Below are 14062 nucleotides of genomic sequence, written 5' to 3'. Positions count from 1 at the left end.
AGGCGTTTCACCCATGATAACGTAAGTTTTCTCTTAATAATCCGCGTGTCCTGGTGTACGAGGGAAAGGAATTACATCTCGTACGTTGGCTAAACCGGTGACATAGCTTACCAAACGCTCAAAACCTAAACCAAATCCTGCATGCGGCACAGTACCGTATCGGCGAAGATCTCGATACCATTGATAATTCTCTTTACTTAGATTGCATTCTTCGATTCGTCTATCTAGAACATCGAGACGTTCTTCGCGTTGACTTCCCCCGATAATTTCACCGATTCCAGGTGCTAAAACGTCCATAGCAGCGACGGTTTTTCCATCATCATTGAGGCGCATATAAAAACCTTTAATTTCTTGGGGATAATTAGTCAGAATTACTGGTTTTTTACAATGAACTTCTGCTAAATAACGCTCATGCTCTGATTGTAAATCCAAGCCCCAACTTACAGGGAATTCAAATTTTTGGCCGCATTGTTCCAAAATTTTAATCGCATTAGTATAGGTCATGACTTCAAAATCTGAATCTGCAATATGCTCTAAACGTTCGATACATCCTGGAGCAACAAATTGGTTGAAAAATTCCATATCATCCATACGTTCTTCCAAGACCGCTTTGCATAAATAGCGCAACATTCGTTGGCTTAAATCACAAATATCTTTCAAGGTAGCAAAAGCGATTTCAGGTTCAATCATCCAGAATTCAGCGAGATGGCGACTGGTATTTGAGTTTTCAGCACGAAATGTTGGGCCAAAAGTGTATACTTTTGACATAGCCATACAATATGCCTCTAAGTTGAGTTGCCCAGAAACGGTAAGAAAAGTCTCTTTACCAAAGAAATCTTTGTTAAAGTCAATTTGGCCGAATTCATTTTTAGGTACATTCAAAAGATCTAAGGTGGATACACGAAACATTTCACCCGCGCCCTCACAATCACTAGAAGTAATTATAGGGGTGTGGATCCAGAAGAAACCTTGTTCGTGGAAAAAACGATGAATGGCTTGCGATAAACAATGACGGATTCGAGTAACAGCGCTAATTGTATTTGTACGAGGACGAAGATGAGCTACCTCTCGTAGAAATTCCAGCGTATGACGTTTTGCCTGAATAGGATAAGTATCTGGATTTTCAACCCAACCCACGACTTTTATAAAGTCAGCTTGAATTTCAAATGATTGGCCTTTCCCTTGGGAGGCAACCAGCTTTCCTGATGCAATCAAAGAACAGCCAGCGTTGAGTTTCGTGACTTCTTCATGATAATTTGCTAAACCATCGGTAGCTACGATTTGAATGGGAGCAAAACAGGAACCATCATGCAGGCTAATAAAAGACAATCCTGTTTTTGAATCACGCCGGGTCTTTACCCAACCTCTAACGGTAACGTGTTCATCAATTTTGATTTCACCATCCAAACATTGTTTTATGGTAAAAACTTCGGTCATTTTTAACTCCTCACTCTATATATTCGTGCATGGTAATAAGGTATGTTTAAAGTACTTTTTAAATTCTATCCGTCTGCATACGCTGATTGGGATAAAGCGCAGATGTAGCATTACATCAAGCTTAACCTATTGAAGAATTAGTTGGGTTAACGAGTCTGGATATGCCAAAATCGTAATTGGGAACCCATGAGTATAGATACCTTTAACTAAAAATGAGATGATACACTGGGGTTATTCGCATTTCTACTATCTTAGTGCTAAAACCTATTGATTTTCTCATTCCAGTACGTTATTCCTAAGGCAAAAATTAACCTGTTTCAATTATCGTTGAGGCACCATTATGTTGCGAAAAGTATTATGCATCTCGTTGTTTTTGTGTTCCTTTGTTGTTTCAGCAAAAGATACCGTATTAAAATTATATAGACCTTATGGTGAGGTATCAGAGCAGGTAGTTCCTCAGGTGAAAAAAGAGCTTTTAGGTGAATGTTACTCTCAATCTCAATTAATCATTCGTGAAGATGCCTGGCGTTGTATTGCAGGGGGTAAAACATATGATCCGTGCTTCGTTAAAGCAGGTCCGAATAGGACTGAAGCTTTATGCCCTCGCTCTCCCTGGAATGGAGACAGTGTGCAGATTAAAGTTAAAGTGCCTTTGAATAATGAGCAACACAAAACATTAGATATGTCTCGCACTTATCCTTGGGGAATCGAGTTAACCAATGGAGAGCAGTGTCGCGCGATTAAGTCGGATATGATTTACGACCAAATGCCCGTGCGTTATAAATGCAGTAATAAAAATTACTTGGTTGGTTATTTACAACGATGTAAAACGGTATGGAGTATGCTTGAAAAAACACCTCAGGGTGTTGTAACTGTAGAATTAAGTAAAGTTTGGTTCTAATAGAAGATAAATATCTGCCTGTAAGCCTATTTATTTTTCATTTTATAAAAATTTTAGTTGATAATGTCATTAAAAAACCTGAAAATTCCCCTTTTTTAAAGCTAATATTTTTTGTAAAGGATCAAATATGCAACAAAAACAAGAAACAATATTTGAGGATTCCCGTTTCCTTAAAAATGAAAACGAACTGAATCAATTACAAAGTTCTGAGGTTTATCTGCCTCATAGAAAAGTTCAATTATTAAAAGAAAATATAAAAAAACTAAACGATGTAATACATTATTATGATGATGCAAATTTGCAAATTCGCATTTTGGCTAAACTAGGCGAATATAATGCTACTTTATCAGCGGTATTAGCTTCTATTGTTAATCCAACACAGAGGGATATAGCCGATCAACTTGAGTCCATAGCACTTGCTCAAGAGTATAATCCCGAAACAGTCAATAAATTAGATGAACAATTAGCTACTAGTCTGCAAGAAGAAGAATACTTTACTCAAATATTGGGCCAGGAATTTGGCAAACAAATAGAAATTGAAAAAAGGTGTTCCAAACTGCGATTCTTTAAATCGGACACCAATAAATTGACAACACAGGATATGGCTGAAGAGGAGCATCCAGGTGAGCCCTCATTGAAATAACGTGTTGGAATGTTATTCCCTACTTAAAACTGTACTAAGGCAACGCCATATGACGTTGCCAACAACGGTTGCAGATTTAAATCCGGGTAACAGCACTTATTCCGGAACTGCTTTCCTAAATGGCTCTAGAGTTAGACAATGAGCATTGATTTCATTAATAAGAGGATAGTTATCCATTGCAAAATGAAAGCGGTTGGCATTATAGACTTGAGGGATAAGACAAAGATCGGCCAAAGTTACTCCATCGCCAAAACAAAAGGGCTGGCTCCGTTTGATATTCAATAACTTCGCTTCAAAGGCATCAAATCCTGCTTTAAGCCAGTGGTGGTACCATTCTGTAACTTGTGGTTCATTTGCTTGAAACTGCTCTTTTAATCGATTTAATACTCTTAAATTATTTAGTGGGTGCATATCACAGGCTACGATTAAGGCAAGAGATCTTAGGGTCGCTCTATCGAAAGAATTTTGAGGTAATAATGCGGGGTTAGGATACATCTCCTCCAGATAGTCTATGATCGCAAGTGATTGGCTTATAACCTGGCCGTTAATTTCTAAACTAGGTACTAATTCTTGCGGATTTACCTCTCTATATTCAGCACTATGCTGCTCACCACCATGATTCACTAAATGAATGTTAATTTTTTCATAAGTGATATTCTTTAGGTTCAGAGCAATACGCACCCGATAACATGCTGTGGAGCGAAAATAATCATAAAGTTTCATGGCTTATTACCTGTTTAACAACTTGATCAATGGCTCCAAACAAGCTTTTACCGTGTTTATCGAACATTTCAATACGAATTCTATCTCCAAAACGCATAAAAGAAGTTTTTGCTTGGCCCTTTTCTATAATTTCCAACATCCGTCTTTCGGCAATACAAGAAGAACCTTTACTGCGGTCGAGATTAGAAACAGTCCCTGAACCAATAATAGTCCCGGCACTGAGTACTCTGGTTTTTGCTGCATGTTGAATCAGTTCTGGAAAAGAAAATGTCATATCAATTCCAGCATTGGGTTGACCAAACAATTGGCCGTTCAGATGACTCAATAAAGGTAAATGCACACGTTGTCCATCCCAATCCGTACCTAGTTCATCGGGAGTAATCGCTACGGGAGAAAAACTGCTCGAAGGTTTGGAATGGAAAAAACCAAAACCTTTTGCCAATTCATCCGGTATCAAATTACGTAATGAAACATCGTTGACGAGCATTAATAGTTTAATGTGCTGTCCTGCATTTTTATGGCTTATACCCATGGGAACATCATCTGTAATAACTGCAACTTCTGCTTCAAAGTCGATACCAAATGCCTCATCCGCAACTGATATGGGATCTCTAGGTCCCAGAAATGAATCAGAACCTCCCTGATACATCAATGGATCAGTCCAGAAATTCTCTGGTAATACTGCACCCCGAGCCTTGCGTACAAGTTCGACATGGTTCACATAGGCACTGCCATCAGCCCATTGATAAGCACGTGGTAAGGGAGAGGTACATTGTTGTGGATCAAAATCGAAGGTGTTTTCCAAATAGCCTTCATTAAGTTGTTGGTAAACATACTCTAACTGTTCTTTTACTGCATCCCAATGATCGAGAGCATTTTGTAAGTTGGGTGCTATTTGGGGCACAGGTCGTGCAAGAGTCATTGCTTGATTGACGACACATAGCTCACCGTCTCGTGATGATTTTGATTTTAAACTGGCAAGTTTCATAAGCTCCTCATTTATATACTGGATGAAGCAGAGTGTAAACGAATTTTGAAAACCCTGGGTTTCCGTTTAGCATCACTTCATTAAGTTATGAATTTTGTCATCCCGCGTAGGCGGGAATCCATCGCTGAATGCCTTTGGCGTCCAATTAGAATTGGATCCCCGCCTACGCGGGGATGACAAGGTCACGAATGATAGTGGCGCTTGGTTAACCAGATGTATTCTTTACACAGATTCTTTTAAAGTACCACGTCGGATTTGATCACGTTCAATGGCCTCGAATAGTGCCTGGAAATTACCTTCACCAAATCCCTGATTTCCTTTGCGATGAATAATTTCAAAAAATACTGGACCAAAGATATTTTCGGTGAAGATTTGCAGTAATAATCCATGTTTCGGATCGTGTTCACCATCGATCAGAATTTTTTCTTCTTGAAGTTGTTTGACGGGTTCGTGATGCCAAGGGAGACGATCATGCAACATTTCATAATAGGTGTCGGGAACATCAAGGAATTTAACACCTTGTTCTCGTAATGAATGTACCGTCTCGTAAATATTCTCAGTGGTTAATGCGATATGTTGAATGCCTTCGCCTTTGTATTCGTGAAGAAATTCTTCAATTTGTGAAAAATCATCTTTAGATTCATTTAAAGGAATTTTGATTTTTCCACAAGGACTACCTAAAGCTCGACTTAATAAGCCAGTCATTTTTCCTTTAATATTAAAATAACGAATTTCCTGGAAGTTAAAAATGGATTCATAAAATTGAGCCCATTTATCCATATTGCCTCGGAATACATTATGGGTTAGATGATCAATCATCACCAAGCCATTACCCTCTAATTGTTTATTCGCTTGATGTTCCCAGTGGCCAGAGAAGGGTTGATGTTGATCATCAACAAAATAAATCACACTCCCCCCGATGGCTTGAATACCAAGTAAGCCATGATGTGCATGTGCGCAATCTTCAAAAACTATCGCTCCATGTTGTAGAGCATATTCAAAAGCTGCTTTAGCATTTTTTACTTTAAATCCCATGGCGCATGCACCGGCTCCATGAGTGTTGCTGTGTGTTTCAGCTTGGCAATTCGTGGCAGCATTCACTATAAATTGAATCTCACCTTGTTGAAATAATGTGATGTCTTGGTTTATATGGTGGGCAGTAGCTTGGAAACCCATATCAGTGAATTGTTGATGCAGGCGTTTTTTATCTGGACCTGAAAATTCTAGGAAGGCAAAACCATCTAATCCACAAGGGTTGTTGTTTGATTGCATTGTTATTACTCCTTTAAAAGTATTCGGTACTTAAAAAATCCTTTCCTATGAGACGGGAAAAACAAGAATCGTTTGCCTAGGTGACACTGCGAACCCAGGAATTTTTGAAAACCTGGTTGCGGTGTACATCATAAGGGCTAACGTTATGTCTTAAGATGGCTGTACTAAAAATAATCCATCAGCTATAGGTAACAAACTAATAAAAACACGTTGATCATTTTTAAGTAATTCATTAAGTTTTCTGATTTCTCTGGTTTGTCCACCCGTTTCATTTTCATCGATTACCTTACCATCCCAGAATATATTATCAATAGCAATTATTCCCTGAGGCTGAATGAGTTTTAATGCCAGTTCATAATAATTCACGTAATTGGTTTTGTCGGCGTCTATAAAAATAAAATCGAATTTTTGCTCCCAACCTTCGGCAATTAAAGCATGTAATGTATCTAATGCTCGACCCAGTCGTAATTCAATTTTATGATCCTGTTTCGCTTCTTTCCAAAAAGGATGTGCCTTGCTCGTCCATTCTGCACTGATGTCACAGGTAATCAGTTTACCATCCTCAGGAAGCATTAAAGACATGGCCAAAGCACTATAACCAGTAAAGGTTCCTAACTCCAAAACATTTTTGGCGCGGACTAAACGCAAAAGAAATTGCATAAACTGTGCTTGTTCCGGCGCAACTTGCATGTTTGCAAGTTCCATGGTGGATGTCACTTTGCGTAGACCCGTTAAGGAAGGGTGCTCACGCAAAGATTTATCCAGCATGTATTCATAAAGTTCAGGAGTTAGGCTTAAGTGTTTCATATCATTCGTTCTTTTTAAGATAATTTTTCTTTTGCCAAATTATCTGCAATTTCGCTGGTGGGTAGATTTTCTTTAACCGACAGAGTGAAGATTTCAGTTAGATGGGTATAAATCGCATCAATCTGTTGGTTAATTTGTTCTTCGGGAGTATGAAGATATTTAGATGCAGCAAAAATTAACCCTCCCGCATTAATGACATAGTCTACTGCAAATAAAATACCTTTATCATGTAATTTTTTACCATGATAGGTATGAGCGAGCTGGTTATTTGCTGCACCTGCAATAATTGTAGTTTGCAATTGAGAAATAGTGATGTCGTTGATAATCGCACCTAATGCACAAGGAGCAAAAACATCACAAGGAACTTTGTGAATTTGATCCGTACTTACAGCTTTAGCACCCAACTCAGTAACCGCGCGATCGACTGCGGCTGCAGAGACATCAGCCACAGTTAGGGTAGCTCCTAATTCATATAAATGTCGGGCCAATATAAATCCGACATGTCCCAAGCCTTGGATGGCTACATGAATTCCGTTTAGACTTTCCTTCCCTAGTTTGAAGGCAACTGCTGCTTGGATACCCCGTAGAATACCTTGAGCCGTAGAAGGAGATGGGTCGCCATCATACTTAGATAAGCTCGCTACATAAGGAGTATGTTCTGCAATAATATCCATATCCGGCAATTCAGTTCCACTATCCAGAGCAGTAATGTAACGGCCATTTAATTCGTGAACAAATCGACCAAATTGATGCATGTACTGAGCTCGATCAAATGGACCTTTAGGTTTTATAATCACTGATTTACCACCACCTAATGGCAAGTTCACGGACGCTGCTTTAAAACTCATTCCTCGAGCAAGGCGCATTGCATCTTGAATCGCAGCGTAAGTATTCGGATACTCGATAAAACGGCAACCTCCTAAAGCAGGTCCCAATTTTGTATTATGAATGGCGATTATTGCTTTCATTCCAGTTATGGGATCTACTTTAAAATGTAAGTCACCAAAACCATGAGAGAGGGCGTAATCGAGGAAATCATCATCGGCTATCATTTGGTTAGTATTTGATATATTGTCCACAGAAATCATTGCTTTTGCTCCTCTTGCAAATATTTTGCAGAAGTTATATTCCTATTTTTTGATTAAATCAATGGTACAGTTAATAATTTGGTGTCTTTAGGTATGCTGGTATACACTTATTTATTAATTCATCAGACTGGAGAGTGTTATGCGCCAAGTGTTTGTGAAAATGCTGATTTTAATGCTAGTTACACCGTTTGCTTTTGCTGCAGAGATTATACCGCCACCTATTCCACGACCTCAATTGGTTCTGGACAAAATTGATTTTCAACTTTCAGCAAAGCAGTGGGTTACAACTCAAACTGCATTATTAGGCGTCAATATTAATGTAACCCTAACCAATGCTGATTTGGTGAAAGCACGAACTGATATTATGGACCGCTTGAATAAAATTGCAAAAGGCGAGTGGCATTTGACTGAATTCGATCGATCCCAGGACAACTCTGGTCTCGAGAAGTTATATGTTCAAGCACAAGCACGAGTTAATCAAAGCGTGTTAACTGATATTTATAAAAATGCCAAAGACGTGAGTTTACCTGGGGCAAAATATGAGATAGGCAGTGTCGATTTTAAACCAAGCTTTGATGAAACACAGGCTGTTTTAAGTCAGGTTCGCGAACGATTGTATCAACAGGTGAATGATGAGCTTGCGCGGATTAATAAAGCTTACCCAGGGCAAAATTATAGCCTTAGTAGTTTGGATTTTATTGAAGGAAACAATCCATCTCAACCACGGCCTTATCAAGCTAAGACGATGAATACGATGATGGTAGGCGAGTCAGCCGCTTCAGCACCTGCATTAACTGTCAGTAATGAGTTAATATTAACTGCAGTGGTTGAGGTTGCCTCAAATAGGAAGCAATAAACAACGACCAGAGTGGCTTGTCATACATTGAATCCCATGGGGCAAGCCCTATTATGGCAAAATGTAGGATATTAATAACAAGAATGTTTAATAACAGGGATGATGGTAACAAGGGGTAGGTAATTAATAGCTGGCTGCTTGTATAAAAACTCGTATTTACACAAGGGGAATTAATTGTTGGTTGTTGAAAAAATTATTGGGCATCGAGGAGCTTCGGCTTATGCTCCTGAAAATACTTTGGCTTCATTTGATAAAGCTTTGACTTTAGGATGTCGCTTCATTGAGTTTGATGTAATGTGTAGCGCCGATGGAGAGCCTTTTGTAATTCATGACGATAATTTAAAAAGAACCACGAACGGACGTGGCGAAGTGGGCTTGGTTGAAGCGAGTTATTTGCAATCTTTGGATGCAGGTTCATGGTTTTCGCGGCAATTTAAAGGGGAATCTATTCCTCATTTTAAAGAAGTTTTGAAATGGTTATCTTTTGCAGGTGTACAGGCAAATGTGGAAATCAAACCTTATCCGGGTGCAGAAGAACAAACAGCTGTAGCGGTGATGAGTCATATCCAACGGTATTGGCCCCAAGATAAAGAGTTACCTTTAGTTTCCAGTTTTTCTTGGGATGCCCTTGTATTATGCCGCAGTATTGCACCAGAAATGCCTTTAGGTTTGCTACTTCATGAATGGGATGAGCAATGGCAACAAAAAGCAAAGCAATTGGAATGTTTTTCCATTCATTTTAATCGAAGAGTGTTAACCGAGCAGCGGGTAAAAGCAATCAAAGCTGCGGGCTATATTCTTTGTGCTTATACGGTGAACCGCAGACGTTTGGCTAATAAATTATTTGGCTGGGGCGTCGATGCGGTCTTTAGTGATTATCCCGACTTACTCGCATGAAAAAAATACTTCTTTATTTATTCATTATCTTTTCTACCTTCTCAGTCCAGGCAAAACGGGTAGAGTTAATGTTTTGGCATGGAATGGCTGGGCATTTAGGGGAAGAAGTGAGATTTTTGGCTGATGAATTTAATCACAGTCAAAGTCAATACACTATTAAACCGGTTTATAAGGGCAATTATGTAGAAACATTAACGAGTTTTGCTGCTGCATTTAGAGCACATCACCCGCCTGCGATAGTACAAATTTTTGAAGTGGGTACTGCCATTATGGAGTCACCAGAGGGGGTAATCAAACCGGTAGATGAACTTATGCAGGAACAAGGAATAACCTTGCCCAAAGAGGACTTTATTCCGTCTATTCGTGAGTTTTATAGTAAAAATGGGCACTTGATGGCTTTGCCTTTTAACCTCTCCGTTGCAACTTTGTATTACAACCTGGATGTCCTTGCCAAAGTTGGTTATTCCCAGGCTAATTTTCCGCGCACCTGGGGTGAAATGGAAGTGCTGGCAAAAAAGTTAAAAAAAGCAGGTTATGATTGTACTTATACTACAGCCTATCCAGGCTGGGTGCTTTTTGAATCGTTTTTGGCGATTCATGGATTACCTTTGACTCAGGATAATCCGGTTCGCGCCGTTTATGTAACACCACAATTGGTCCGTCATTTTGAACGTTTGCAGCGTTGGTACACACTGCATTATTTCAGATATGCAGGCAGAGTTGATGATGCCACCATTTTATTTACTAGTGGGGTTTGCCCCTTATTTAGCCAATCATCGGGTGCTTATAACAGTTTATCTGCCTTGGTACCGTTTCATTTAGGCATTGCTAGTATGCCTTTGGATACCTCAGTAAGTCAGGTGAGGCACGCAAATGTTGCCGGAGGAGCTGCGTTATGGGCAGTAGCGGGTCAATCGGAGACTCATTATAAGGGAATAGCGCAATTTTTTGCGTTTATTGCAAAACCTGAAATACAGAAGCGATGGCATGAGCAAACTGGTTATCTTCCTATAGGCTTACAAGGAATTTATGCGGATATTTTGCAAAGCAGTACTCATCCTACCTTATTAATGGCACGTACTGATTTAACAGGGGAGGTTTTGGAAAAAACATTACCTCGCTTTGGGCCACAAAATCAGATTCGCGGTATAAACGATGAAGTCTTAGAGGCAATGTTTGCAGGTCTTCTGAGTCCGAAGGATGCGTTGCACGAATCTGCGGTACGTACTGATCATGTGTTGTGGCGCTTTGCTAGGAATACTAAAGGACAATAATCAATTAATTCGTTCTGGCCATGAATATATGGGATGGAGTTATACGGAGTTTTAATCTATGAATATAAAAAAACCTCCGCCGAGGCGGAGGTTTAATCTAGGTAAAAGAACACTTATCTCAAATTTAGAGAGTTAGTTCTTGTTTTATTCCAAGTTGCTCTTCCAGTTTTGTTGCATTTTTTTGCATTTTTTCCAATGTTGTGCTTCCTTCTTGGATTACTTTTTCAAGTTTAGTATTCTCAACCTTTAGCAGTTCAATGTCCTTTTCTATGATTGAGATGTTTTGTGCTATTTCTTCGAGTGCTCCCTTCGTGTCACTTGCACCTATTCCCATTGCTGGTCGCAAAAGTGATTCTCTCACCCACTGAAGATAGTAGAAGGGATTTCTAGCAAATTCCGTTGGAAGATTTTGTCCTAATTTTCTTCCTGGGAGAATCGATAATTCGTCTACAGACTTAGCTAATTGCTCGAGTTTGTCTTTTACTTTTTCTTTTATGTCTAAGGTCTTTTTCAAATCATTTAATCGTCCCTCAGCCAACTCCAAGTTCTTCTTCTGTCTCTCAATCTCCTGGGGTAACGGTTGATATTGTTTAAACAGACTAGAAGTTTGATAGCTTCGTATTACACTTTGAAGGCTAATAATAGCTTTTTCTTCTAATTGTGCCTGTTTTTCTCGGTTCAACATTACTGCTCTTGTTTTTGCTGCCGATTCTTTAGGATCAATAATCTCTTCTACAGTAAGAATTAAACCTTTACCTTCATATCGTTTATCAATGTATTGTTGAGCACGAGCTAAAACATCTTTATTTCGTACACAACGACCAGTTGCCTGCGGACCTGAAAGTATTCCGTTAATCACATTAATATCTGATTCAATTACCGGCGAATAAGTGTTGATAATTTGCACGTTTAAGATATCTTTGATACTAACTCCGGTTGCAATGACCGGATCCGCTACAATCTGTGTCCTAAGGCCTACTTCAATTTGAGCAAGTTGATCATCAATTGTTGATTGCTGTGTCCCCATATCAATTGCACTGGCATAACTTTCAGTCGCTTTTAAAGCTTTTAAGTCAACTGGAGCAGCTTTGGTTACAATATCAGATATAGGTTTTGAGGCTTTGATGCTGCTAACCATTTCTTCTGCTCTATCCAAAATCAACTTGACAATGGCATCTTTTTGCTCTGCAGGCAATTTGGAAATGGGGGCTCCCAACTTCGTCAATGCTTCATTTAATTTTATTCTGCTTTTCCCTTCACAATCTTTCAGCTTAGACAAAAACATCTCATGAATCTCGCCATTTCTTATCTTATATTTTGCGATATGCTGATCCCAGTCTTTTATATATTCTTCCAGTTTATGAGTTCGGTCCTTTTCAGCAAGATCATTAGGTTTTTCATTAAAGACAAGTGCAAGCGCGTAGCTATTTATTGTTCTTTGAATATCTTTTTGCTGTTCTTTATCGATATCCCTTTTTAAATCTACTGGGCGTACTGGAACTTCTTGTTCTATTGTTGTCTTCTCCACTCCGGCATTGAACTTTTTAGCCAATTGCAATTTTGCTTCAATTTCAGAAGTTCGTCTTAATTCAGCAACTTTAGCTTGGAATTGTTCAATCGTGGGGCCATCTCCCTTTGCAATATTTTGATAAATTTCAGCTAATTTCTCACGAGTCGCTTTGTCATCGGAGAAAGCCATATTGCGTTGACAACGAATACGATTCAATTCCAACGCTTGCTCAATGGCCATTTCTTGAGCTTTAGAATCTTCAATATCAGTATGTGCTTCCTTTATCTTTTCTTTTAATTCAACAGGATCCGTATAACCATTCATTCCTTCTTTAAGATAATAATCATCAAAGTAATGGCTTACAGCTTCAGTAACTAAATCTTTCTCTGCCAGATATGCTATTTCTGGTTGAATGGGACGAATTGTTCCTAACTCAATTGCTGCCCCAAGACTTAAATCATCTAGAGGTTCACCCGAGAAAAGATCATACAATTTGGAAGTGGGTGTAGCTGTTAATGCCAGAATTGAATTTCGATCCTTTAATCCTTTTAAAATTTGAGCGTCTTCATCATTAAATGTATGACGATGGCTTTCATCGATTAAAACCATGGAATCTTTTATTTCACCAGCAATAATTTTGAACAAAGGATGCTCAGCTTGTAAAACGATTTGATCAAAATGCTCCTCAGAAGTATCTGCAATCACAGTGGCAAAATATTCTTTGATGGCTTGGATATCAAGCTCAGTCAACGGCTGATCCCAGTCAACGTCAACATTTCGTTTTAGGGTATCAAAAGTAAACACGGTAGGAGTATGCTTATTACCATTGATAACACCAGCACCAAGCATCTTTTGAGTTTCAAGTGATTGTTGATCAACCAAGGTTTTATCAGGAACAATCATAACGGTGCGTCCAACAGCTTGAGCAATACCAGCCATAACGATACTCTTACCTGAACCGGTTCCCATCACTGCAAGTCGTTGTTCTTTCCCTATTTTCAGACTGTTGTAAAATTTAGCTAATATTTCTGTTTGATAAGCATGTGGAATGAAAGATTTGGTTTCTACAGATAACCCTTTCTTAGTGACCGCATGAAGATCACCTTCTTTGTCATAAATCAATTTAACCGTTGCGGTCTGAGCTGGATCAAAAAATAATTTTCCTCGGCTCACTTCAGCTTTTAATTTACTGGTGATCTTAACAGTATATTCTTGTTTGTCATCTTGAATTCCATCATAGGTCATATCAACAGTGTAAATAGCACCACCGATAGTAATTGCGGCAATGAGATGTGGCTTACGGTCTTCTTTTTCGACCCAATGACTTTTTGACTCACCTGGTTTCCCTGCCTGTGCTAAAATCGCTTTCACGACATTACCAATTTTAGGCTCTTTCTTTGAGTTTTCTATATCAATAAGTTTTTCCGCCTGACCTACTGTAACTACTGCCCCATTAGTAACAACTTCTTTTAATAAGTGAACAGCTGCAACGGTATCGGTGTAATCTTTAAGATCTTCAATTTGTTTTTCAACAATTTTACTTTCTGCGCCCATATGATTCTCCCCTTAAGAATGCTTTTTAACTTTATTTAGGTTAGGTCATTGTGAGTTTATTAGTGGATGTAGGTCACAATTTACCTAATAGAGGGGATTATACAAAAAAAAT

At 38.9% G+C, this 14062-nt stretch carries 12 protein-coding genes; 5 read left to right on the top strand and 7 right to left on the bottom strand.

The genetic code is table 11. The features are described from left to right. Positions 1–33: 33 nt before the first annotated feature. Positions 34–1437 (bottom strand): asparagine--tRNA ligase, encoded by a 1404-nt coding sequence (gene asnS / locus ACWTE2_RS11495; RefSeq protein ID WP_454785435.1) that lies wholly within the window; start codon positions 1435–1437, stop codon positions 34–36. A gap of 340 nt (positions 1438–1777) precedes the next feature. Here asnS and ACWTE2_RS11490 point away from each other — a divergent pair, with 340 nt between their 5' ends. Together ACWTE2_RS11490 and ACWTE2_RS11485 are read left to right on the top strand one after the other, a co-directional pair. Further along, the gene (locus tag ACWTE2_RS11490; protein WP_454785434.1) at positions 1778–2338 is read left to right on the top strand and encodes a hypothetical protein; all 561 of its coding nucleotides are present in this window, start codon (positions 1778–1780) and stop codon (positions 2336–2338) included. 127 nt (positions 2339–2465) lie between these two features. Further along, positions 2466–2981 carry a hypothetical protein gene (locus ACWTE2_RS11485; RefSeq protein ID WP_454785433.1) on the top strand — a complete coding sequence of 172 codons (516 nt, stop codon included), beginning with the start codon at positions 2466–2468 and terminating at the stop codon, positions 2979–2981. Between the two features lie 96 nt (positions 2982–3077). Here ACWTE2_RS11485 and maiA read toward each other — a convergent pair whose 3' ends face one another. The 5 genes from maiA to ACWTE2_RS11460 form a co-directional block, all read right to left on the bottom strand. After that, the gene (maiA, locus tag ACWTE2_RS11480; protein WP_454785432.1) at positions 3078–3704 is read right to left on the bottom strand and encodes a maleylacetoacetate isomerase; all 627 of its coding nucleotides are present in this window, start codon (positions 3702–3704) and stop codon (positions 3078–3080) included. Then, positions 3691–4692 carry a fumarylacetoacetate hydrolase family protein gene (locus ACWTE2_RS11475; protein ID WP_454785431.1) on the bottom strand — a complete coding sequence of 334 codons (1002 nt, stop codon included), beginning with the start codon at positions 4690–4692 and terminating at the stop codon, positions 3691–3693. Before ACWTE2_RS11475 ends, maiA begins: the two co-directional genes overlap by 14 nt. A gap of 222 nt (positions 4693–4914) precedes the next feature. Further along, on the bottom strand, positions 4915–5964 hold the full coding sequence (hppD, locus tag ACWTE2_RS11470; protein WP_454785430.1) for a 4-hydroxyphenylpyruvate dioxygenase: 1050 nt from the start codon (positions 5962–5964) through the stop codon (positions 4915–4917). Positions 5965–6114: 150 nt separating this feature from the next. Then, positions 6115–6771 (bottom strand): class I SAM-dependent methyltransferase, encoded by a 657-nt coding sequence (locus ACWTE2_RS11465; RefSeq protein ID WP_182392689.1) that lies wholly within the window; start codon positions 6769–6771, stop codon positions 6115–6117. Positions 6772–6785: 14 nt separating this feature from the next. After that, the gene (locus ACWTE2_RS11460) at positions 6786–7859 is read right to left on the bottom strand and encodes a Leu/Phe/Val dehydrogenase (RefSeq protein WP_454785429.1); all 1074 of its coding nucleotides are present in this window, start codon (positions 7857–7859) and stop codon (positions 6786–6788) included. Between the two features lie 139 nt (positions 7860–7998). On the opposite strand from ACWTE2_RS11460, the gene ACWTE2_RS11455 reads away from it, so the two are divergent. The 3 genes from ACWTE2_RS11455 to ACWTE2_RS11445 all read left to right on the top strand — a co-directional run bounded on the left by ACWTE2_RS11455 (position 7999) and on the right by ACWTE2_RS11445 (position 10886). Further along, positions 7999–8715: a hypothetical protein gene (locus ACWTE2_RS11455; protein WP_182392691.1), complete on the top strand. Its 717-nt coding sequence runs from the start codon at positions 7999–8001 to the stop codon at positions 8713–8715. Positions 8716–8892: 177 nt separating this feature from the next. Continuing rightward, positions 8893–9612 (top strand): glycerophosphodiester phosphodiesterase, encoded by a 720-nt coding sequence (gene ugpQ / locus ACWTE2_RS11450; protein WP_182393593.1) that lies wholly within the window; start codon positions 8893–8895, stop codon positions 9610–9612. Further along, positions 9609–10886: an extracellular solute-binding protein gene (locus tag ACWTE2_RS11445; RefSeq protein ID WP_454785428.1), complete on the top strand. Its 1278-nt coding sequence runs from the start codon at positions 9609–9611 to the stop codon at positions 10884–10886. Before ugpQ ends, ACWTE2_RS11445 begins: the two co-directional genes overlap by 4 nt. A 124-nt stretch (positions 10887–11010) precedes the next feature. Here ACWTE2_RS11445 and ACWTE2_RS11440 read toward each other — a convergent pair whose 3' ends face one another. Next, entirely contained in the window at positions 11011–13950 is a 2940-nt protein-coding gene (locus tag ACWTE2_RS11440) for a DEAD/DEAH box helicase family protein (RefSeq protein WP_454785427.1), read from the bottom strand. Positions 13951–14062 lie beyond the last annotated feature (112 nt).

This window comes from Legionella nigrisilvae (genome assembly GCF_977063395.2).
The sequence above is the reverse complement of the archived record's forward strand: the minus strand, read 5'-3'. Positions and strand labels throughout refer to the sequence as shown.